This window comes from Amycolatopsis sp. NPDC034160 (genome assembly GCF_055575355.1).
Genome location: NZ_JBVISU010000001.1, coordinates 640,727 through 662,450, shown reverse-complemented (window position 1 = coordinate 662,450; position 21,724 = coordinate 640,727). Strand labels below are relative to the sequence as shown.

Below are 21,724 nucleotides of genomic sequence, written 5' to 3'. Positions count from 1 at the left end.
TCAGACCCCCTGGTTCTGCACAGGCAGGCCGGGGCCACCCTGCTCGAGTTCCTTCGGCAGCGGCTCGGTCTTGAAGAACTGAGCGTGCAGACGGGCGACGGTGCCGTCGGCGACGGCCTTCGCGAGACCGTCGTTGAGCTTCTTCAGCAGGTCCTTGTTGTCCTTGCGGACTGCGAACGCGGACGGCGTGTCCTTGGTCTCGACGGTGTAGCCGAACTCCAGCGGCACAGCCGGGTTCTGGTCGATGTACTTCTGCCCGATGTCCTTCGGCACGACCCAGCCGTCGAGACTGCCCGCCTTCAGCTGCGCGAAACCGGCGTTGTAGTCGGGGAAGCGCACGACGTTGGCGCCGGGGACCTTGCCGCTGGCGAAGTCGTCCTGCACCGACGCCTGCACGACGCCGAGCCGCTTGCCGCCGAACGCGGCGACGTCCTTGAGGCCCGCGCCTTTCTTGGTCAGGATCGTGGTGAACCCGGTGCTGTAGCCGTTGCTGAAGGCCACGGTCTTCTTGCGGGCTTCGGTGGTGGAGATCGTGGAGCTGCCGATGTCGAACTTGTTGGTGGCGACGGCGGCCAGCAGACCGGCGAATTCGGTGCCGACGAACTCGACCTCGAAGCCTTCGCGCTTCGCGATGTCGCGGAGCAGCTCGTTGTCGTAGCCGGTGAAGGTGCCGTTCTCCAGGTAGATGGACGGCGGCGCGTCGGTCAGGGTGCCGACGCGCAGCTTCTGGCCACTGGCGGAGGTGTCACCGGAACCGCAGGCGGCGAGGGCGAGGGTGGCCGCACCCGCCGTGACGACGGCGACGAATTTCGACAGCGTGGATCTCATCGCTTCTTCCGTGGGTTCGGCGCGCAAGGCGCGATACAAGCACGCCAGGCCGCGGGATGGGCGGCCTGGCGCTCCGGGTTCAGCGATCGAGATTAGGGAATTCGCCCGTTCGAGTAATGTCGTCCCACTCTGTGAACGCTCCGTGGTGGGACTGCTCACAGCTCAGCGGGGCTTCGGTACAGCCGGTCGTGAGTGGCGATTCGGGTTAGAACCCGAATCGCCACTCACGACCACCCTTCACGACCAACGTCAGAGGATCGGGGCGGGCGAGTAGACGGCGGCCTCCGGAAAACGCTTGAGAACGTCCTCGACACGCGACGCGATCGCGGCCACCTGACGCGGCGCGACACCGGTGAACGAGATCCGGTCGGCGAGCAGTTTGTCCAGCTCACCGCGGTCGAGCGGGATGCGCTCGTCGGCGGCGAGACGGTCGAGGAGGTCGTTCTCCGCGAGCCCCTGCTCCCGCATGGCGAGCGCGACACCGACGGCGTTTTCCTTGATCGCCTCGTGCGCGGTTTCCCGGCCCACGCCTGCGCGGACCGAGGCCATGAGTACCTTGGTGGTCGCGAGGAACGGCAGATAGCGATCGAGCTCACGCGCGATGACCGCCGGGAAGGCGCCGAACTCGGCCAGCACCGTGAGAAAGGTCTCCAGCAGACCGTCGAGCGCGAAGAACGCGTCCGGCAGCGCGACACGGCGGACGACGGAATCGGAGACGTCGCCTTCGTTCCACTGGTCGCCGGCGAGCTCGCCGATCATCGACAGGTAGCCGCGCAGCACGACGGCGAGTCCGTTGACCCGCTCGCAGGAACGCGTGTTCATCTTGTGCGGCATGGCCGACGAGCCGACCTGGCCCGGCTTGAAGCCTTCGGTGACCAGTTCGTGTCCCGCCATCAGGCGGATCGTCTTCGCCAGGCTCGACGGGGCGGCCGCGAGCTGGACCACCGTGGACAGCACGTCGAAGTCGAGTGACCGCGGGTACACCTGGCCGACGCTGGTGAACACCCGCTCGAAGCCGAGGTGGGCGGCGACCCGTGACTCCAGTTCGTCCAAAGTGGACTCATCGCCGAGCAGGTCGAGCATGTCCTGCGCGGTGCCGACCGGACCCTTGATCCCGCGCAGCGGGTAGCGGCCGATCAGGTCGTCGAGCCGCTCGAACGCGACGAGCAGTTCGTCGGCGGCGGTCGCGAAGCGCTTGCCCAGCGTCGTCGCCTGCGCGGCGACGTTGTGCGAACGGCCTGCCATCACGGTGTCGGCGTGCTCCACCGCGATCGCGGCGAGCCTGGCCAGCACCGCGCCGACGCGGCCGCGCATCAGCTCCAGCGAACGCCGCACCTGCAACTGCTCGACGTTCTCGGTGAGGTCACGCGACGTCATGCCCTTGTGCACGTGTTCGTGCCCGGCGAGCGCGTTGAACTCCTCGATCCGGGCCTTCACGTCGTGCCGGGTGACCCGCTCGCGCGCGGCGATCGAGTCGAGGTCGACCTGCTCCAGCACGCGCTCGTAGTCGGCGACGACCCCGTCCGGCACCTCGACGCCGAGGTCGGCCTGCGCCCGGAGAACGGCGAGCCAGAGCTCGCGCTCCAGCACGACCTTGCGTTCCGGGGACCACAGTTCGACCAGCTCAGGCGAGGCGTAGCGGCCGGCGAGCACGTTGGGGATGCGGGGCTTTTCCGTCACGCGGCCAGCCTAACCCGGGGCTAGGCGAGGGCGGCCTGCAGCATGCGGGCGGCGGCGGCCCTCGGCTCCGGGTCGACCTCGATCAGCGCGTTGACGACGGCGCCGTCGACCAGGGCGACCAGCCGCTCCAGTTCCGCGCTGTCCACCGGAGTGCCGGAGCGCGCGAAGATCTCGTGGAGCAGCTCGTACAGCTGCGCGGACAGCGTCCGCATCAGGGGTCGCAGGTACGGGCGGCGGCCGGTGCCGACCAGGCGTTCGTAGCGCAGGAGGACGGCCTCGGCGTCGGCATCGCGATCCGGGCGGAGCGGGCCCAGCAGCATGTCCAGCACCAGGTCGACGGTGGCTTCGACACCGCGATTGCGGGTCGCCAGCTCTTCGAGCCGGTTCCGTCCGGTCTCCAGCTCCTGGTTCGAGTGGTGCTCGACAGCGGCGGTGACGAGTTCTTCGAGCGAGTCGAAGTAGTACGTCGTCGAGGCCAGCGGCAAGCCCGCTCGTTCGGCCACCGCGCGATGCCGCACGGCGTCGAAGCCGCCCTCGGCCAGCAGTGACGCGGCGGCCTCGATGAGCTCGGCGCGCCGTCGCTCACCCTTCGGCGTTGTCGCTGCGGCAGTCATGACGGGTTATTTTGCCAGGCGCCTTCAGTAGCGGGCGGCGAGCACACCGGCGAACCGGTCGACGTCGGCCTCTCCGAACACCGGCCCGCCCGAGCCGTCGCCGAGGCTCACCACGACCACCAGCGATCCCTTGACGGTGGTCCGCTCGGCACTGGACGCCCCGGCGGGCAAGGACGGAGGAGCCGCGCCCGCCGGGAAGACCGCGGCGGAAACCGTGCCGCCCGGTATCTGGAACCCCGCGGACCTGGCTCCCGTCGTACAGATGTCGCCGGGGGTCGACTTGGCGACATCCACGGGGACCGGGAGCTCGCCAGCGAGGGCGGTGGCGAGCTCCCGGTCCACCTGGTCGCACCCGTAGGTGCCTTCGGCCGACATCTGGCCGGTCTTCTCCGGCCCGCTGCCCCCCTGCTGAGGCGGCGGGTTCGAGAAGTTCGAGGACTCCCCGCTGTCGAGAGGACGCGCGGAAGCCGCTTCGGGTTGCCCGGCGGAAGCGGCCCCGTTGTCGGATTTCGCCGCCGTCGGCGAACCGAAATCGACGTCGCCGAGCACGCCGAACATGCCCACTCCGCCCAAGACCAAAACCAGTGCACTACAGGCCACCGCGATACCGTTGCGGCGGCGTGCGGTGGCGCGTTTGGCGGCACGGACGACGTCGGCGGCGTCGAAGCTCGGCGACGGCGTGTCACCGGGGGCGTCACGGAACAACGCCTTTAGGTCATTCTCGTCCATCCCGTGCCACCTCCTCCTTCTCCATGACCTGCCTGAGGTTCGCCAGCCCGCGCGCGGTCTGGCTCTTCACGTTCCCTTCGCTGCAACCGAGCGCCTTCGCCGCCGCGCCGACGTCCAGCCCCTCGAAGAACCGGAGCACCAGCACGGCCCGCTGCTTCGGGGGCACCTCGCGCAACGCGGCCAGCAGGTCTTCCCTGGTGACGACCTGTTCACCGAGGTCGAAGCCGTCCTGCGGCGGTTCGGGCAGCTCTTCGGTCTGCCACTCCCGCCGCCACGGCCGCCTCGATTCGTCGATGGCCGCCCTGACCAGCGTCTTCCGCACATAGGCGTCGGTCGCCGCCCGTTCCCTGATCTTCTTCCACCTCCGGTGCAGCGCGACGAACGCCGTCTGCGCGAGATCGTCCGCGCGATGCCAGTCACCGCAAAGCATGTACGCGGTCCTGCGCACGGAGTCCCGCTTCGCGGCGAAGTACTCCGCGAACTCTTGTTCGTCGCGCTGGTTCACGCGGTTGTTGTCTCCGCTCTTGCCTCGTCGGTGGGTAGGACGGAACCGGGGGCGTCCACGGTTGCATGAGCGGGCGCGGCGGACCAGCCGGGGAGGAGGTTCCTGGCGGACCGGACGATGTGATGTGATCGTACCGTGACCTTGAGCCCCGACTCGTTGATCGATTTCCGCTCCGACACCGTCACCCGGCCGGACAGCGTCATGCGCGAGGCCATGGCGAAAGCCGAGGTCGGCGACAACGTCCTCGACGGAGATCCGACCACCGCCGCCCTCGAACAGCGTGCCGCGAAACTCCTCGGCATGCCCGCCGCGCTCTGGACCCCGAGCGGGACCATGGCGAACCTGATCGCGCTGAGTCTCCATCTCCAGCGCGGTGACCGCTTCCTCGCGCCGCGCGGCTCGCACGTGATCACCGACGAACTCGGCTCGGCCGCCTGGCTCGCAGGTGGCATGGCGGACCCGCTGGAACACGACGCGGGGCCCGGACGGCCGACGCCGGACACGCTCGCGGCCGCGATCGGCACTCCCATCGGGCCGTACTACTCGCTGCGCACCACGCTGTTGTGCCTGGAGAACACGCACAACTCGGCGGGTGGCGCGGTGACCCCGCCCGATGAGCACGCCCAGCTCCTCGCGGTGGCGAAACAGGCCGGGCTCACCGTGCACCTCGATGGCGCCCGCCTCTGGCACGCGGCGGTCGCGCTGCAGGTCCCGCCCGCCGCGCTCACGGTCGGCGTCGACAGCGTCTCCGCCTGCTTCTCCAAGGGACTCGGCGCGCCGGTCGGCTCCGTGCTGGCGGGCAGCGCGGAGTTCATCGAGCGGGCACGGCGGATGCGGCAGATGCTCGGCGGCGGCGTCCGGCAGAGTGGTGTGCTGGCCGCGGCCTGCCTGGTCGCGCTGGACCGCATCGACGAACTGGCCGAGACGCACGAGAACGCGGCGCGGCTCGCGGCCGGGCTCGCCGAACACGGCTGGGAGGTCAACGAGCCCGAGACCAACATCGTGCTGGCCGCCGCTCCCGATCTCCAAGGCCGCCTGAAGCTGCTGGACGGGCTCGGGATCCGCGTGCTGCCCACGGCGGGCCGGGTCCGGTTCGTGGTGCACCGGGACCTTTCGGCCGCCGACATCGAGGAAACCCTTCACCGCATCAGGACCGGGAGCTGACCGTGAACTGGATCGTCTTCGACTACGGCGACGTCATCAGCGAGCACACCGACGCGCTGCCGGTCCTGGCCAAGGCCTTCGGCCTCGAAGTGGCGGAATTCGAGCCGCATTACTGGGCCGAACGGATCCGGTACGACTCCGGCGGCACGGACCTCGAGTACTGGCAAAGCATCGGCCGCGCGCTCGACGTCGAGGTCGACCGGGCTTTCTCCGACGAGCTGACCCGGATCGACGTCACCGGCTGGTCGCACGTGGAACCGGCGGTACTCGAACTGCTGGAAGGCCTGCACGAGGCGGGCGCCGCGCTCGCGCTGCTCTCCAACGCGTCGTCGACCTTCGGCCGTTGGGTGCGCGAGCAGGACTGGGCGCGCCTCTTCCGGGTGACGCTCTTTTCCGGTGATGTCGGCTGCATGAAGCCCGACGCCAAAATTTACCGGATCCTGCTCGGCGAACTCGGCGCCGAACCGGCCGACTGCCTGTTCTTCGACGATCGTCAGTCCAATGTGGACGGTGCGCGGGCGGTGGGAATGAAGGCGGAACGCTGGGTCGGCGTGACAACAGCGAAATCTTCCTTCGGCTCTTCGGAGGAATAATTCACCCTCGTCGCTCATCCGCTTACGCGCGGTGAATCCGATGACCTAAGCTGGCCTGCGTCCCGAACCGAGTTTTCACGGTAGGTGCCCATGCCAGGTCCAGTCGCCCGGCGTCCGATCGTGCCCGTCGATTTCGACCGGCCGAGCATCGCGCGAGTCTTCGACGCGCTCATGGGCGGCCAGGACAACTACGAGGCCGACAGGGTGGTGCTGCGCCAGATCCTGGAGCTGGCACCGGACGCGCAGGTCATGGCCAAGGAAGTCCGGCACTGGCTGGTCCGGACCGTGCGCTACCTGACGGACAGGGAGCGCGTCGACCAGTTCCTCGATCTCGGCTCCGGCTTCCCGACCGGGGACAACACGCATCAGGTCGCGCAGCGGTACAACCCCGAGGCACGGGTCGTCTATGTCGACCACGATCCGGTGGTACTGGCACACGGCCGCGCGCAACTCGCGGCGAACGACTTCGCGCATATGGCGGGTAACGACCTGACGGAACCGGCCGAGCTCATCCAGGAGCTCGACAGTACCCACCGGCTGGATTTCGACCGCCCGATCGGGCTGATCCTGTGCGCGATCGTCCACCACATCCCCGACATCGACGAAGCGCGGAAGATCATCCGCGCCTATGTCGACGCGCTGGCCCCCGGCTCGTTCGTCGTGGTGCTGCACCAGCACAATCCGGCCGACGGCTCGGAAGCGGCCGATGTCGCGACGTCACTCGAAAAGCGCTTCAGCGGCACCGGACTCGACACGTCCTTCCGCACACGTGAGGAGATCGAGTCGCTCTTCGAGGTGCTCGATCTCGTCGACCCCGGGCTGACGTATCCGCATCTGTGGTGGCCGGACGGCCCGCGCTTCACCCCGCTTTCGCCCGTGAACTTCACGTCACTCGGCGGGGTGGCGCGCAAACCTTAACGGCGGAGTTGTTTCGGGGTGCCCTTGCCCTTGATGGCGCCATACGCGGCCGTGCCGAGGAAGACCGCACCGCCGATGACGGCGATCCAAAAGACGGCCTTCACCAGGAAGCCGAGCACGGACCCGAGCACCATGAAGGCCACCCAAGCCAGAAGCAGCCCGCCGACGATCTTCCAGAACATGGCATCCTCCGATTGCCTCACCTTGCCCAAGCGGGCCCGGTGAGTCCAGGTTGTCAGGCAGAACTCGCGAGCGCCTTCGTTCTGCCTAACGTTCAGGGAGAATTCGGGGTTCCCCCTGACTTATGAGCGCTGACCGGTGAGCCAGTCGCCGAGCCTGCGGACGCCCTCGTCGATGTCCTCGCGCGAACCCGCGAACGAGAACCGCACGAACCTGCCGCCGTCGACGGGGTCGAAGTCGATGCCGGGAGCGATCGCGACGCCGGTTTCGGCGAGGATCCGCTGACACCAGCTGAGGCTGTCTTGCGTGTACTCGGAGACGTCGGCGTAGGCATAGAAGGCGCCTTCGGCCGGCGCGAGTTTGTCGATACCGATGCTTTTGAGACCGGCGAAGAGCGCGTCGCGGTTGGCGCGGTAGCGCTCGACGTGGCCGTCGGCCTCCGCGTATGACTCCGGGGTGAACGCGGCGATCGCGGCGTGCTGGGAGACCGCGGGCGGGCAGATGGTGAAGTTGCCGGTCAGGACGTCGATCGCGCGGTGCAGCCGCTGGGGTGCGAGCATCCAGCCGAGCCGCCAGCCGGTCATGGCGAAGTACTTCGAGAACGAACCGAGGACAAGTGCCTCCGTCCCGTACTGCCAGGCGCAGTCGAGTCCGGCGCCGTAAGAAATCCCATGGTAGATCTCGTCGCTGATCAACTGCACGCCGTGTGACGCGCACCAGCCGCTGATCGCGGCGAGTTCACCCGGAGGCAGCACGGTACCGGTGGGATTGCTCGGACTGGCCACGATGAGTCCCTTGATCGGCCCCAGTTCGTCGAGCAGGCCGACCGTCGGCTGGAAGTTCGTCTCCGGTCCGGTGGCGAACTCGACGACCTCGCAGCCGAGCACCTTCAGCAGGTTGCGGTAGGCCGGATAGCCGGGACGCGCCATCGCGACGCGGTCACCCGGTTCGAAGGCGCTGAGGAACGACAACAGAAACCCGCCGGAGGAACCGGTCGTCATGATGACTTCCTGCGGGCTCACGTCGACCGAATAGGTGCGGTTGTAGTGCGCCGCCACGGCTTCGCGCAGATCGAGGATGCCGAGTTGCTCGGTGTAGCCGAGAGTGTGGTCCTTCAAGGCCCGCTGGGCGGCTTCGAGCACCGGCCGCGGGGCGGGCGCGGACGGCTGACCCGCGACCAGCGGGACCAGGTCGCCGTGGCTGCGCTGCCGTGCCTGCGCGGCCGAAAGGACGTCCATGACATGGAACGGCGGGACGTCGGAACGGGCGGCGGGACCAGGAAAAGACATGGGGTGAGGCTAACCCGCCTTCGCGATGAGAACCGCGAAGCCGTCGAGGAGACGCTGAAGGCCGAACTCGAAGAGCGTGTCGAGGTCGAAGTCGAACGGGGCACGCATGACGACGTTGGTGAAGTTCGGGAACCGGCCACCGGAGACCAGATCCCAGAGGATCGGCTCGTGTTCGGCGAGCCAGTCGTCGGCCGTGCGCGCGGTGCCGGCTTCGGACTCCGCTTCGGCCTCGAGATTGAGGGCCGTGCCGCGGACGTGGTTGAAGATCGTGATGTGCGCGTACATGATCGTCGACGACGGGAGGCCGTGGCCGTCGAGGGCGCGGGTGGCCCAGTCGGCGTGGTGGAGCAGGTTCGGCAGCGGCTGCGGACGGGTGACCGAAAGCGCCTGCGCGAGCCATGGATGACGGCGGAACAACGCCCATTGGGCCCTGGCCATCAGCTCAAGTCGCGCCCGCCACCCAGACGGCGGGTCGGGCGGGAAACGGACTTCGCCGAGCGCGACGTCGGCCATCTCCATGATCAGGTCGTCCTTCGCGGAGACATGGCGATAAAGCGCCATCGTCGCGACACCGAGACCGGACGCGACGCGGCGCATGGAGAGCGCGCGGATGCCCTCGGCGTCGGCGATCCGGATCGCGGCCTTCACCACTCGCTCGCGTGACAACTCCGCTTCGGTCCTCGGCGCGGCCTTCTGAGCACGGCTCGCGACGACCGTGCCGGTACCGGGTTTGGCGATGACCAGGCCGTCGCGTTTGAGGGCGGCGAGCACCTTTGTCGCGGTCGCCATCGCGACACCCCACTCGGCGATGATCTGCCGCGTCGACGGGATCTTTTGGCCCTCGCGCAGCTCGCCGGTGACGATCCGGCGCCGGATCTCGGCGGCGATCCGCAAGTAGGGCGGATCGGTCATGGTCGACTCCTTGCCATAGTGCGCTTCACTCGCCGCGCACCCCATTTCAGTCGGCGCACTAGCCCTAGTGCACTAGTGCATCGGAGCGTGTAGGCGTCTTTTCCTGGAGATTCGTCGCAGCGATCATACGTTGTACGCAGTGCTTCAAACAGCGTACACAGGGGAGCTGACATGCAGCAGGTGCTGATTTCGGGGGCGGGAATCGCCGGGACGACGCTGGCGTACTGGCTTCGGCGACACGGCTTCGCGCCGACAGTCGTCGAACGGGCGCCCGCGCCACGCGTCGGCGGACACGCTGTGGACATCCGCGGCACGGCGCTCGGCGTCGTCGAACGGATGGGCGTACTCGGGCGGCTCCGGGAGCTGAGCACGGACATGCGCGGGATGTCGTTCGTGAACGCGGCGGGGAAGACACTGGTGAAGGTCACCGAGCACACGCTGACCGGGGGGCTCACCGACAGCGAAGACATCGAGATCCTGCGGGACGACCTGACCGGCGTGCTGGCTTCGGTCGCCCAGGAAGGCGTCGAGTACGTCTACGGCGACTGGATCACCGGAATCGCGCAGCGTCCCGACGGAGTGCGAGTCGCTTTCGCCAACGGCGAGGCACGGGACTTCGATCTCGTGATCGGCGCGGACGGGCAGCACTCGACCGTGCGTTCACTGGTTTTCGGGGCGGAGAAAGAGTTCTCACACCACCTGGACACCTATCTGGCGGTGTTCACCGTGCCGAACTTCCTCGAGCTGGACCACTGGCAGACCTTCCACATGACACCGGGGAAACTCGCCGGCCTCTACAGCGCGCGAGGGAACACAGAGGCGCGCGCGATGCTCGGCTTCCAGTCGCCGGAACTCGATTTCGACCGGCATGACCTTGACCAGCAACGAAAACTCATCGCCGACCGGTTTCTCGGCCAGGGCTGGGAAGTACCGAGGCTGGTGCGGGAAATGGCTTCGAGTGAGCTGTACTTCGATTCGATGACACAGATTCGGATGGACCGGTCTTCCGACGGGCGAGTCGCATTGGTCGGCGACGCGGGCTACGGACCTTCACCACTTTCGGGACAGGGCACGAGTTTGGCGCTGGTCGGGGCTTACGTGCTGGCGGGTTCACTTGCTGTCCACAGTGACCATCGCGCCGCTTTCGCTTCGTATGAGAGGGAAATGCGACCCTTTGTGCTGCGGAACCAGGCACTGGCCGCGTTGAACCAGCGGAAGCAGACGCGGTTCGCGCAGTGGAAACAGATCCAATCGATGCGGATGCTGCCGTACTTGCCGTTCCGGGACCGGGTGATGAAGGCGGTGATGCGGCCGTTGACGGAGGCTTCGAACGCGTTGGTACTAAAGGAATATCCGTGAGTGGCAATCCGTGTTCTATTGAGGGTTAAGACAAAAGCGGCGTTTCCGTGAAGGCTTCCGGTGAGGAGTGGGCTGGGTTGGTCGTGAGTGGCGATTCGGGTTCTAACCCGAATCGCCACCCACGACCACCTGGACCGACGGCCTACCGCCGCCCTCCCGCCCAAGTACCGGGGGAAGGCGTGAAGGTCGAGTTGCCTCGGCTGAGCCGAGGGAAGAGGGAGGGGCGAATGGGTCCCTTAGTAGCCCTGGTACCCGCCACCGCCGGCCATGGATTTCAGACCCGGGTGACCTTCGAACCCGCCGTACCGCGAGAACGTGTACCGCACGCCCGCGATGATGTTGTCGACCGGGTTGTAGATGTCGTCGTGCCCGGGAAGCTTGTGCGCGTTGAAGGTCGGGTCGATGCACTGCATCAGCCCCTTGGACGGGGTGCCCTTCGCCGCGTTGGAGTCCCAGTTGTTGATGGCGTTGGGGTTGCCACCGGACTCCTTCTCGATGATCGTCCAGATCTTTTGGATATCCGCCTCGGTCACCGGGATCCCGGCGGCCTGCAGGATCTTGATGGCCTCTTGGATCCACTGCTGGACGTTGCCGGGCGGCGTCGTCGACGGCGGACCGCCGCTCGGCCCGAGGCCGCCCCCACCGCCACCGCCGCCGCCTCCTCCTCCACCGCCGCCACCGCCGGTGTGGAGACCGCCGGTGCGCTTGGGGACGGTGCCGTCCTTGCCGGGCATCGGCACCTTCGAGTAGCCGCCCTCGATGTCCTTCTTCATCAGCTCTTGCGACTTCTGGATCATCTGATTGGCCTGATCGAGCAGGCCCTTGACCCGGGTGTCCGCGTCGCTGGTGATCTTGTTGATGTCGGTTTTGGCCTTCTGGATGATCTCCGCCGCCGACGGACTCGGCGCCGGTTTGTGATCCTTCTCGGCCTGCGCGGCGGCCTGGATCGCCGCGTTCTTGTCCGTCTCCGCCTGGGTGTTCCGTTTGTTGATCGCTTCTTCAGCGCCCTTGTAGGCGTCAGCGACCTGGGTCTTGATGTTGCCGAGATCGGTGTGGACACGATCGAGGTCGTCGACGACCTTCCCCAATTGGGCCTCGACGTTCTGGCCCGCCTTGGTGATCGACTTGACGTAATCGAAGAAGGCGTCCGCGGCGGGACCGACCCAAACGCCGCTGTTCAGCGCTTCGGTCGAACGCGAGAGCGCCGCGCTGTGGTCACCCGCGTTGTCGGCGGCCGTCTTGAACTGCTTCGAGGCATTCTGAATGGCGGCCAGGTTCACCTTGGCGACCTGGTCGGCCTTCCTGACGAGTCCATCCCAGCCGTCCGGCGTGCCGGCGCCGACGTTGTTCAAACCCACTGCTCAAGCCCCCTTGGTAGCCGGCCCCCAGGCCTGGCGGATCGTCACAGGTCTCCGTGCACCTTCAGGTTGTCCACGTGGACCGCTTCGGTCTCCTTGATCAACCCCGCCGCCTTGCGGAGCACGAAGGCCGTGGCCTCCATCAACTGACCGGCCGAATCGAATTCGTTGTGGACCCCTTGTTTGAACTTGCCGACGGCGCCCTGCGCGTCACCGTGCTCGTCCACTCCGCCGAAGGGGTTTTCCTTCTCGTCATCCATCCCGGTGACGCCTTCTTTGGTCTTCTCGAACTCGTCCTTGAGCTTCTCCACCTGACCGGCGGCGATCCCCATCGACTCCGGGTCGTACACAGGCACGGTTCGTCATCCCCTTCAACGGAAAAGTCGTATCCGTCCGATCAGACGCGCAGCCGATCAGGACGGTTCCCGCGCATACTGTAAGACCTCGACAGCGGGCCGTGTGCGTGTCCACGCCAACTTCCACCCGCCGATATCGACCTCGCGAAACAGTCGAACCGGACAAGTCAGAAATCGGCGACTTCCCGGATCCGCGTCGCCAGTAGCTGGTTGTCCGCCGGGGTGATGGTCGCCCAATCCCGCCCGTCGCGGTTGCGCGCGACCTGGAACAGGTAGCGTCCCGCGTCCGTGTCGTAGAAGGCGACCACGCTGTCCGCGCGGCGAGGGCGGCCGTCGCGGCCCGCGCGTTCGACGCCGAACTGGCCGCGTGCCTCCTGGCCGAGCAGCATGCCCGCCACTTCCTGGGCTTGCCACAGCGGGACGTCCAGGTCTTCCAGGGCGGTGACCAGTGCTTTCGCGTCGCCGCGGGCGGCGGCGTCGGCGTCGCGGAGGACGTCGTGCGGGATGCTGATCGACTGGCCGACGCCGGGGGCGAGATCACCCGCGACCGAGACGGCGGCCTCGGCGAGGGAGCTTTCGCGGGCGGGGATCAGCCACACCTGGCCGGAGTCGATGACGCCGAGCAGCGCCTGGTTGCCGACGCTGACGGCCTGTCCCTTGATCTCGCGGTCGGTCCACACCCAGATGTCGATCGCGACCCGGGGGTGCGCGAACAGGTTCAGCATGTCGACCAGCTCGCCCGACGCCTGGTGTCCCCGCGCGAGGCCTCGCGCGCGCAGGGATTCCCAGGCTTCTTCGATCAGTGCGGCCCGCTCCGTATGGGTCGTTCCGGGGCTCGGCACGTCGAGTGCGACATGACGGCGGGGCAGCCGTTCGGCTTCCCAGAGCATCTCGAACTCGAGTGCGGACAGCACGAGGCTGCCGGTGTTGTTCGGCACAGGTTCAGCGCGCTTCCCGGTTGCCGTGCTCACCGATCACGTCGGGCGAAACCATGCGCTCGTCGGTGAACAGATCCTTGTCGTCGACGCCGAAGCGGCGGATGTGTTCCGCGTCTTCTTCGACGTCCTGGGTGGCCGCGCGCTCCATGAACTTCGGCTCGGTCTTCGGCTGCTTCGCGCCGATCTTCTCCGAACGCCGCATGGCCTCCTCTTCGGGAAGCTCGCCGATCGGCAGCTGACGGGTCGGTTTGCCGCCGCCTTCCTGCCGCGGACGGCGATCGCGTTCCTTGTCCCCGCTCAGCGCGCCACCGGCGACACCGGCGCCGAGCGCGGCGGCACCGGCACCCAGGTCGCCGGCGGCCGGACCGGTGATCTTCGGGACGGCGGGGAAGCCGCGGCCGGCCTCGTTGCCGGCGGCCAGCGGCGCCTGCGGGCCGGAGCCGACCGAGCGGCCCTTGCCGAGCGCCTGGTCACCGCCGCCCACACCACCGCCGACGCCACCGAAGACGCCGGGGCCGGAGCTGGAGCCGGGGCCCTTGCCGAGGGCGCCGTCGACACCGGGACCGGTGCCGAACGACTTGCCCGGCGGCAGTGCCGACGTGGAGCTGCTGTTCGGCGGCAAGCTGCCGGTGGACTGGCCCGGCGGAACATACGTGGAGCCCGGAGGCAGGTTCGGCGCACCCGGCGGAACGAACGGCGGGGAAGAGGGCGAGCCGGTGCCCGGGTACGACGGCCTGCCCTGTTCGGGCTGCGGACCGGGCCGGTTCGGGGTCACCCAGCCGCCACCGGGGACGGGTGCGGGCCGCGAGGTGCCGGAGGGCGTCGTCGTGGCCGCGGCCGCGGGGGCCGTGGCACCGCCGTGCGGTACGGAGGCACCGGTCTTCCTGGCCACTCCGCCGCCACCGACGGCGACACCGTAGGCGGGAGTCGGCGCGTCGTACGAAGGCGCCTTCGGGTTGCTGATGGGCTGCGCGACCGGCGGCGGCACGTACTTCGACTCGACGGCGGCCGACGCGGGCCGGACGCTGCCGTCCGGGGTCAGCTCGGTGGCCGTACCCGCGAGGTCGAGCGTGCCGGAACCGCCACCGACCCCGGCCGCGGTCGTGTTCTGGGTCAGGTTCATCGACTGAGGGTCGGCCAGCGTGTCGGTCGACAGCAGGTTCTCGCCACTTGTCTTGGCGTAGTCGTTCAACGCCTCCTGCGCCTGTGCGCGCGCGTTGCTCGCCGCGTTGACGCTCTTGGCGTGGTCGGTCTCGAAGCCGATGAGGCTCAGCACGACGTCGCCGAGGGTCAACCCGCCCGCGCCCTTCCGGACCACTTCCGGATCCGGGAGCTTGTGCAGTGTCCGGTTGAAGGACTCACCCTGGGCGAAGATCATCTCCGCGGAGTGCGAGACCTTCGTGTTCGCGTCCTGGGAGAAGCCTGCCTGCTCGGTGAACACCTGGCCGGCGGCGCCACCCGCTTCGCTCTGCCATTCCACGCCGAGCTTGCCCAGCTCGTCACGCAACGTCTTGTCGGTGTCGGCGAGCGCGGACGCGACGGCCTTCAGCGCGTCGACGGCGGTGCCGATGCTGCCGGTGCCGTCGCCGCTGCGGAAGCGCTCGATCTCGGTCGCGATCCCGGTGTCGGTGTAGCCGTCGAACCGGAGATCGCGGAGCTTGCCCGCGAGGTCGGAAACGTTCACGGCGCCCTCCCTAGTTGCGTGCTTTTAAGGTCTGCAAAGCCAGATCGGCCGCCTGCGCGGACATCTCGCACAGCTGCGGCATGGTGAAGGCACCGGCGGTGACGGTGATGGCCCGCGCCGCCAGCGTCTGTCCTCGAGCGACCCCCACGAGCGTCTCGCAGTCGCCCGGTTTCCCGGCGTCGCGATAGCTCGTGATGGCGGGAAACCCGCCGATCGCCTTCGGTTCGGTCGTCATGCTGTTCTTGCGGCGCTCGCCGGTGATCCACTCTTCCACGTCCGCGGTGACCGTGCGGACGTAATAGGTGTGGAAGGGCTCCACCGCGTCCGAGTCGAAGACACAGGTCGGGCCGTCGATCGGTTCCGCGGCCGCGCGCGGTTTGCTGTTGATCTTGAGCTGGTCGAGCTGCGGAGCGGCCAGCAGGGCGCACGGATCGACACCTTGCAGGCTCAGCTCGGCGGGCCTGGTGGGAAGTGCGGACGCTTTGGCGTCCCGGGTGGCCGAAGCCAGCGCCGGTTCGTTGGGAAAGGCCTGCCCGCCCGCGTCCGTGGTGCAGCCGGCCAGCGCCAAGGTCAGCACCCCGCCGAACACCAGAACCCGGCCCTCACGCCGGGTGCGCACCGCGGTCCCCGAACGCCGCGGCCTTGTCGGCGTCGCTGGTCTTGTACTCCTTCGCCGCCGTGCGGAGCTGCTTGACCAGCCCCCGCAGTCCGGCGACATACGCCCGGACCTGCGCGGCGTACGAGGCGTCGCCGTCGGCCACGAGCTCGTTCCAGACGCTGGTCGCGTGCACGCTCACGGTGTCGTTGGCCGGGGTGTCGATCCGCAGCTGGTCAAGTCGCGTCAAAAGCTTGTCCTGCAGTGCGTCGACCTGCTCTTCGACGATCTTCGCCACTTCGAGCAGTTTCGACGGATCGACTCTGATGTCGGCCACCGACGGCGGCGCCGGAACCGCCGACGCGAGGTCTTGGACCTTGCTCGATGCTGCCATTCCCCACCCCTTGGACATTGCGCACGGTGACCGTTCGTCCTGCCTGAGGCTACCAACGCGGATGTATCGGCTGCCTAAGCTTTGCAGGAAATACCGGGTTGGACGCGCCCGGGAGCGAAACGGTTCCGCCGGAAATTCACGAGACCGGGGTGGCGATCTCTCCCTTGGCGGCGAGCAGGGCGATGTCGGTGCGGTGGTGCGAGCCGGCCAGGTGGACCTTCTCGACCGTCGCGTAGGCGTGCTTGCGAGCGGCCTTCAGGTTCTTGCCGGTGCCGACGACCGAGAGGACGCGACCGCCGGAGGAGACCACGGCGCCGTCGTCGCGGCGGCGGGTACCGGCGTGCAGCACGCCTTCGATCTCGCCACCGGTGATGACATCGCCTGTCCTCGGCTTGCCGGGGTAGCCGTCGGCGGCGATGACGACGGTGACCGCCGCGCCGGAGTCCCAGTCCAGCGGCGGCAGCTCGGCGAGCTTGCCGGTCGCCGTCGCGTGCAGGACCTTGCCGAGCGGGCTGCGCAGCAGCGCGAGGACGACCTGGGTCTCCGGGTCGCCGAAGCGGCAGTTGAACTCGATGACCTGCGGACCCTCGGAAGTCAGCGCGAGACCGGCGTAGAGCAGGCCGGAGAAGGTGGCGCCGCGGTTGTCGAGTTCGTCGACCACGGGCTGGACGATTCGCGCGACGACGTCGTCGACCAGGTCCTTCGGTGCCCACGGCAGCGGCGCGTAGGCACCCATGCCGCCGGTGTTCGGGCCCGCGTCGCCGTCGCCGACGCGCTTGAAGTCCTGCGCGGGCAGCAGCGGAACGACCGTACGGCCGTCGACGAAACAGAAGAGTGAGGCTTCCGGGCCATCCAAAAAGGACTCCAGGAGCACCGGGTGACCACCGTCGAGCAGCATCAGCGCGTGCTTGCGCGCGACGTCGACGTCCGTGGTGACCACGACGCCCTTGCCCGCGGCGAGACCGTCGTCCTTGACCACCCAGGTGGGGCCGAAGCGAGCGAGCGCGGCGTCGAGGCGGGCCGGGTTGTCGACCACCTCGCAGTGCGCCGTCGGCACGTTGGCGACCGCCATGACGTCCTTCGCGAACGCCTTCGAGCCCTCGATCCGGGCGGCGGACGCGGACGGGCCGAAGCAGGCGATGCCCGCCTTCCGGACCGCGTCGGCGACCCCGGCCACGAGCGGAACCTCCGGGCCGACCACCACCAGGTCCGCCTGCCACTGCTTGGCGAGGGCGGCGACCGATTCGGGGTCAGCCGCCTCCACACCGAGCTGCTCGGCCACCGAAGAGGTGCCGGCATTGCCCGGAGCGCAAGCCAGTGCGGTGACGGAAGGGTCTTCCGCGACCGCGAGGACAAGTGCATGCTCACGGGCGCCGGACCCGATTACCAGTACGCGCACGACGCACAGGGTAACCGTGCCGGTGAGCTACGAAGACGTCGCCGTCCTCGAGCGGGTGGTTCCATCCGGCGTTCACCCGGCGGTCAGCGCTCCGCCGGTCCCTCTTCGCCGCCTGGACGCCTCCTGCGTCAAGGGTTGCGCGGTACCCCGAGTTCAAGCGAAAGAGGTTATCCACCATGCGAAAGCGCCTGGGCGTGCTCGCCCTGTCCGGACTCGCCGTACTCAGCGTCACAGGGCTGGCCGGCGCCGCCGAGCCGAGCGTCCAAGATGTGTCGGCGTCGGCGAAGGGCCACGATGGGCCGGTGATCGTCGGACACCGCGGCGCCCCCGGTTACCGCCCGGAACACACGCTCGCCTCGTATGAGCTCGCCTACCGCCAGGGCGTCGACTGGGTCGACGTCGACCTCGTGCCCACGAAGGACGGCCAGCTGGTCGCGCGGCACGAGAACGAGATCGGCGGGACCACCGACGTCGCGAAGCACCCCGAGTTCGCGAACCGGAAGACGACGAAGGTCATCGACGGCACGTCGTTCACCGGCTGGTTCACCGAGGACTTCACCCTCGCCGAGCTGAAGACCCTGCGCGCGACCGAGCGGATCCCGCAGCTGCGGCCGAACAACAGGATCTACGACGGCCGCTACCAGATCGCCACCTACCAGGAGGTGCTCGACCTGACGCGCCGCCTTGGCCGCGAACTGCGCCGTGAGCTGGGGACCTACCCGGAGATCAAGCACTCGACGTACTTCTCCTCGATCAAGAACCCGACCGAGCCGAAGCTGGTCGAGCTGCTCAAGCGCAACGGGCTCAACCACCCGAAGGCACCGGTGATCATCCAGTCGTTCGAGGTGTCGAACCTGATCGCGCTTTCGCGGCAGGTGCGGGTGCCGCTGCTGCAGCTGACCTCGGCGACCGGCGCTCCGGCCGACTTCGTCGCGAAGGGTGACCCGCGGACATACGCCGACCTCGTCACGCCCGCGGGCCTGAAGGAGATCTCGAAGTACGCGGACTACCTGGGGCCGGAGAAGGCGCAGGTCATTCCGGTGGTGAACGGTGCGCTGGGGCAGCCGACCCGGCTTGTCACCGACGCGCACCAGGCCGGACTGAAGGTCGGGCCGTACACGTTCCGCAACGAGAACAACTTCCTGCCGCAGAACCTGCGCTCGTCGGCGAACCTCGCCGAGTACGGCAACGCGTTCGCCGAGCAGGAAGCGTTCCTCAAGGCGGGCGTCGACGGGTACTTCGCCGACCACCCGGACACGGCGCTGGAAGCCGTGAAGGCGTTCCAGGGGCGCTGAGCCTCTCTCGCCGAAGTGTCATGAGGGGTCCCCATCGGACAAATTTCGTCCGATGGGGACCCCTCATGACATCCGGGGGCACTTCCTGACGGGACCTTGACACCTGCAGGTCGGCGGGCCTAATTTCGGCGGATCTCAATGGTCTGTCCGCATACCTTTTAAGTGGGTGCCCGATGGATGTCCCAGCCAAGCAGGCCGCCGACCCCGCCGACGAAGACAGTGCCCGGCTCCACCAACTCGGCTACGCGCAGGAACTCCGGCGCACGATGTCGACCTTCTCCAACTTCGCCGTCTCGTTCACGATCATCTCGATCCTCTCCGGCTGCCTGACCCTCTACGGGTTCGGCATGAAGACCGGCGGTCCCGCGGCGATGATCTGGGGCTGGCCACTGGTCGGCCTGTTCGTCGTCCTCGTCGGTCTGGGCATGGCCGAAGTCTGCTCCAGCTATCCGACGGCGGGCGGGCTCTACTACTGGGCCGCGAAACTCGCCCCGCGCAACGGCGCGGCTTGGGCGTGGTTCACCGGCTGGTTCAACCTCATCGGGCAGATCGCGGTCACGGCGGGCATCGACTTCGGCGCGGCGCTGTTCCTCAACGCCTTCCTGGACCTGCAGTTCGGCTTCGAGGCGACGCCGGGCAACACGATCCTGTTGCTGGCGATCATTCTGCTGATCCACGGCCTGCTGAACACCTTCGGCGTCAAGATCGTGGCGCTGCTGAACACCGTCAGCGTGTGGTGGCATCTGGCGGGCGTGCTGGTCATCGTCGGGGTGCTGATCATCGTGCCCGAGAAACACCAGGACGCGTCGTTCGTCTTCGGCGAATTCGTGAACAACACCGGCTGGGCTTCCCCGGTCTACGTCTTCTTACTGGGTCTGCTGCTCGCGCAGTACACACTCACCGGGTACGACGCCTCCGCGCATATGACCGAGGAGACCAAGAACGCGGCGAAGGCCGGGCCTCGCGGCATCATCAACTCGATCCTCGTCTCGCTGGTCGCCGGCTGGGTACTGCTGATCGGCCTCACCTTCGCCATCCAGGACTACGAAGGCGCCATCGGTTCCGAAACCGGGGTGCCGCCCGCGCAGATCTTCATCGACGCGACCGGTGCGACGACCGGCAAGTTCCTGTTGCTGATCTGCATCGGCGCGCAGTTGTTCTGCGGAATGGCGTCGGTGACGGCGACTCGCGGATGATCTACGCCTTCGCCCGTGACGGTGCGATCCCGGGCTCGAAGTTCTGGCACCGCATCAACAAGCGGACCCAGACCCCGACCAACGCGGTCTGGCTGGCGGCGGGCGGCGCGCTCCTGCTCGCCCTGCCGTACCTGTGGAGCCAAACCGCCTACGCGGCGGTGACTTCGATCGCCGTCGTCGGTCTCTATGTCGCCTACGTGATCCCGGTGTTCCTGCGGGTGCGCAAGGGTGACGACTTCGAGCCCGGCCCGTGGACCCTCGGCCGCTGGGGGAAGCCGATCGGCATCGTCGCGACCATCTGGGTCTGCTTCATCTTCGTGCTGTTCATGCTCCCGCAGGGATCACCGATCACCATCGACAGTTTCAACTACACGCCGATCGCCTTCCTCGTCGTACTCGGTGGTGCGGCCGTGTGGTGGTTCGCTTCGGCACGCAAGTGGTTCACCGGCCCGAAGGTGCAGGGTTCCGAGGAAGAACTCGCCGCCGTGGAACGGGAACTCAAGGAACTGGGGTAGCGGGCTCCTGGGCGCGGCCGACGCGGACTCCGGTCACCGCGGCCGCGCCCAGCCCGCCGACCGCGGCGAAGGCGTAGAAGCCCCAGGGGTACGCGATCCCCGCGCTCAGCAAAGCGCCGCCGAGGATCGGGCCGCAAATCGCGCCGATCCGGCCGACCCCCGCCGCCCAGCCGATTCCGGTGGCTCGCATGGCGGCCGGGTACGTCTTGCCGATGTAGGCGTACACGAGGACCTGCGCGCTGAACACGAAACCACCGGTGAGGAACACGGCGACGTACAGCCCGACCGCGGGCAGCTTCACGCTCAGCAGGGCAAGGAAGACCGCCGCCCCGAGGAACCAGGAGATCACCGACGGCCGCACGCCGACCTTGTCCGCCACCCGGCCGGCGACGAGCAGACCGGCGACGCCGCCGAGGTTCAGCGTGAGCAGCAGGCCGAGCGCCGCACCGAGCGGATATCCGGCCTGACGCATGATCTCCGGCAGCCACGTGTTGAGCCCGTAGACCAGCAGCAGTCCCATGAACGACGTCACCCAGAACGCGATGGTGGCCCGCAGGAGGCCGCCGCGGAACAACCCGCCGACGACCTCCACCGCGGACTTCTCCTGCGTTTCCCGCGCCCGCTCGAAGGACTCGGATTCGGGCAGGTACTTGATCATCAGCGGTACCAGCACGAGCGCGGGCAACGCACCGGCGACGAACATCGCGCGCCAGCCGAGCGGCTGGATCAGCCAGATGCCGAGCAGGGCGGTGAGCACCGCGCCGACGTGATAGCCGGTCATCACCGTGGTGGTCGCACTGCCGCCCTTGCCTTTGCGGGCGTACTCGGTGACGAGCGCGATCGCCGTCGGAAGACAACCGCCCAAACCCAGCCCGGCGAGGAAGCGGAACAGCCCGAAGAAGAACGCCGATGGCGCGATCGCGCAGAGCGCGGTGCACGCCGAGAAGGCGGCGACCGCGATGATCAGCGCCTTCCTCCTGCCGATGACGTCGGTGATCGTGCCGATCGCCATCGCGCCGATCATCATGCCGATCAGGCCGAACGTCGAGATCACCGACGCCGTGCCCGGGGTCAGCCCCCAGACGTGGTCACGGAGCAGCGCGGGCAGCACCGTGCCGAGGACGACCAGGTCGAATCCGTCGAGCAGAACCGCCGTCCAGGCGAGCGGGACCACCCACGAACGGGCCGGGACAGGGGACATGGAGACCTCCAGCTGTGTTCGC

21 protein-coding genes and 1 pseudogene are annotated in these 21,724 nt (G+C 68.0%); 6 read left to right on the top strand and 16 right to left on the bottom strand.

From position 1 onward, the window contains the following. The 5 genes from ACZ54P_RS03220 to ACZ54P_RS03200 all read right to left on the bottom strand — a co-directional run bounded on the left by ACZ54P_RS03220 (position 1) and on the right by ACZ54P_RS03200 (position 4,356). The gene (locus ACZ54P_RS03220; RefSeq protein WP_465459904.1) at positions 1-828 is read right to left on the bottom strand and encodes a substrate-binding periplasmic protein; all 828 of its coding nucleotides are present in this window, start codon (positions 826-828) and stop codon (positions 1-3) included. 249 nt (positions 829-1,077) lie between these two features. Next, a complete protein-coding gene (gene purB, locus ACZ54P_RS03215) occupies positions 1,078-2,508 on the bottom strand; it encodes an adenylosuccinate lyase (protein WP_465459903.1) in 1,431 nt (476 codons plus the stop codon). A 20-nt stretch (positions 2,509-2,528) separates the two neighbouring features. Then, positions 2,529-3,122, bottom strand: a complete 594-nt coding sequence (locus ACZ54P_RS03210; RefSeq protein WP_465459902.1) for a TetR/AcrR family transcriptional regulator — start codon at positions 3,120-3,122, stop codon at positions 2,529-2,531. Positions 3,123-3,146: 24 nt separating this feature from the next. After that, positions 3,147-3,851 carry a hypothetical protein gene (locus ACZ54P_RS03205; RefSeq protein ID WP_465459901.1) on the bottom strand — a complete coding sequence of 235 codons (705 nt, stop codon included), beginning with the start codon at positions 3,849-3,851 and terminating at the stop codon, positions 3,147-3,149. Further along, a complete protein-coding gene (locus ACZ54P_RS03200; protein WP_005152531.1) occupies positions 3,838-4,356 on the bottom strand; it encodes a SigE family RNA polymerase sigma factor in 519 nt (172 codons plus the stop codon). The genes ACZ54P_RS03205 and ACZ54P_RS03200 overlap by 14 nt, the downstream gene beginning before the upstream one ends. Before the next feature lie 135 nt (positions 4,357-4,491). On the opposite strand from ACZ54P_RS03200, the gene ACZ54P_RS03195 reads away from it, so the two are divergent. The 3 genes from ACZ54P_RS03195 to ACZ54P_RS03185 all read left to right on the top strand — a co-directional run bounded on the left by ACZ54P_RS03195 (position 4,492) and on the right by ACZ54P_RS03185 (position 7,031). Further along, positions 4,492-5,520, top strand: coding sequence for a threonine aldolase family protein (locus ACZ54P_RS03195; protein ID WP_465459900.1), 1,029 nt, complete (start codon positions 4,492-4,494; stop codon positions 5,518-5,520). 2 nt (positions 5,521-5,522) lie between these two features. After that, positions 5,523-6,113: an HAD family hydrolase gene (locus ACZ54P_RS03190; RefSeq protein WP_465459899.1), complete on the top strand. Its 591-nt coding sequence runs from the start codon at positions 5,523-5,525 to the stop codon at positions 6,111-6,113. Between the two features lie 90 nt (positions 6,114-6,203). Beyond that, positions 6,204-7,031, top strand: coding sequence for an SAM-dependent methyltransferase (locus ACZ54P_RS03185; protein ID WP_465459898.1), 828 nt, complete (start codon positions 6,204-6,206; stop codon positions 7,029-7,031). On the opposite strand, the gene ACZ54P_RS03180 is transcribed toward ACZ54P_RS03185, so the two are convergent. The 3 genes from ACZ54P_RS03180 to ACZ54P_RS03170 all read right to left on the bottom strand — a co-directional run bounded on the left by ACZ54P_RS03180 (position 7,028) and on the right by ACZ54P_RS03170 (position 9,412). After that, the gene (locus ACZ54P_RS03180; protein WP_037320551.1) at positions 7,028-7,213 is read right to left on the bottom strand and encodes a hypothetical protein; all 186 of its coding nucleotides are present in this window, start codon (positions 7,211-7,213) and stop codon (positions 7,028-7,030) included. The genes ACZ54P_RS03185 and ACZ54P_RS03180 overlap by 4 nt on opposite strands. A 120-nt stretch (positions 7,214-7,333) precedes the next feature. Continuing rightward, positions 7,334-8,500, bottom strand: a complete 1,167-nt coding sequence (locus ACZ54P_RS03175) for a pyridoxal phosphate-dependent aminotransferase (RefSeq protein WP_465459897.1) — start codon at positions 8,498-8,500, stop codon at positions 7,334-7,336. Positions 8,501-8,509: 9 nt separating this feature from the next. After that, positions 8,510-9,412 carry a TetR/AcrR family transcriptional regulator C-terminal domain-containing protein gene (locus ACZ54P_RS03170; protein ID WP_465459896.1) on the bottom strand — a complete coding sequence of 301 codons (903 nt, stop codon included), beginning with the start codon at positions 9,410-9,412 and terminating at the stop codon, positions 8,510-8,512. A gap of 171 nt (positions 9,413-9,583) precedes the next feature. Here ACZ54P_RS03170 and ACZ54P_RS03165 point away from each other — a divergent pair, with 171 nt between their 5' ends. Then, on the top strand, positions 9,584-10,771 hold the full coding sequence (locus ACZ54P_RS03165; protein ID WP_465459895.1) for an FAD-dependent monooxygenase: 1,188 nt from the start codon (positions 9,584-9,586) through the stop codon (positions 10,769-10,771). A gap of 236 nt (positions 10,772-11,007) precedes the next feature. Here the strand turns inward: ACZ54P_RS03165 and ACZ54P_RS03160 are convergent, their stop codons facing one another. The 7 genes from ACZ54P_RS03160 to purD form a co-directional block, all read right to left on the bottom strand. Beyond that, the gene (locus ACZ54P_RS03160) at positions 11,008-12,129 is read right to left on the bottom strand and encodes a transglycosylase SLT domain-containing protein (RefSeq protein WP_465459894.1); all 1,122 of its coding nucleotides are present in this window, start codon (positions 12,127-12,129) and stop codon (positions 11,008-11,010) included. Between the two features lie 44 nt (positions 12,130-12,173). Further along, entirely contained in the window at positions 12,174-12,479 is a 306-nt protein-coding gene (locus tag ACZ54P_RS03155) for a hypothetical protein (protein ID WP_465460228.1), read from the bottom strand. Between the two features lie 173 nt (positions 12,480-12,652). Then, positions 12,653-13,423 carry an ESX secretion-associated protein EspG gene (locus ACZ54P_RS03150; RefSeq protein ID WP_465459893.1) on the bottom strand — a complete coding sequence of 257 codons (771 nt, stop codon included), beginning with the start codon at positions 13,421-13,423 and terminating at the stop codon, positions 12,653-12,655. Positions 13,424-13,427: 4 nt separating this feature from the next. Next, positions 13,428-15,107, bottom strand: coding sequence for a hypothetical protein (locus ACZ54P_RS03145; RefSeq protein ID WP_465459892.1), 1,680 nt, complete (start codon positions 15,105-15,107; stop codon positions 13,428-13,430). Between the two features lie 10 nt (positions 15,108-15,117). Further along, positions 15,118-15,726: a DUF3558 domain-containing protein gene (locus tag ACZ54P_RS03140; RefSeq protein WP_465459891.1), complete on the bottom strand. Its 609-nt coding sequence runs from the start codon at positions 15,724-15,726 to the stop codon at positions 15,118-15,120. Then, on the bottom strand, positions 15,710-16,096 hold the full coding sequence (locus ACZ54P_RS03135; protein WP_061981866.1) for a PE domain-containing protein: 387 nt from the start codon (positions 16,094-16,096) through the stop codon (positions 15,710-15,712). The genes ACZ54P_RS03140 and ACZ54P_RS03135 overlap by 17 nt, the downstream gene beginning before the upstream one ends. 136 nt (positions 16,097-16,232) lie before the next feature. Next, positions 16,233-17,495 carry a phosphoribosylamine--glycine ligase gene (gene purD / locus ACZ54P_RS03130; RefSeq protein ID WP_465459890.1) on the bottom strand — a complete coding sequence of 421 codons (1,263 nt, stop codon included), beginning with the start codon at positions 17,493-17,495 and terminating at the stop codon, positions 16,233-16,235. Between the two features lie 176 nt (positions 17,496-17,671). Here purD and ACZ54P_RS03125 point away from each other — a divergent pair, with 176 nt between their 5' ends. Both ACZ54P_RS03125 and ACZ54P_RS03120 read left to right on the top strand, forming a co-directional pair. Beyond that, complete coding sequence (locus ACZ54P_RS03125; RefSeq protein WP_465459889.1) at positions 17,672-18,790, top strand: glycerophosphodiester phosphodiesterase; 1,119 nt, start codon at positions 17,672-17,674, stop codon at positions 18,788-18,790. A gap of 173 nt (positions 18,791-18,963) precedes the next feature. Beyond that, positions 18,964-20,501: pseudogene (locus ACZ54P_RS03120) on the top strand (amino acid permease). Here the strand turns inward: ACZ54P_RS03120 and ACZ54P_RS03115 are convergent. Then, complete coding sequence (locus tag ACZ54P_RS03115) at positions 20,485-21,702, bottom strand: MFS transporter (protein WP_465459888.1); 1,218 nt, start codon at positions 21,700-21,702, stop codon at positions 20,485-20,487. The pseudogene ACZ54P_RS03120 and the gene ACZ54P_RS03115 overlap by 17 nt on opposite strands. Positions 21,703-21,724 lie beyond the last annotated feature (22 nt).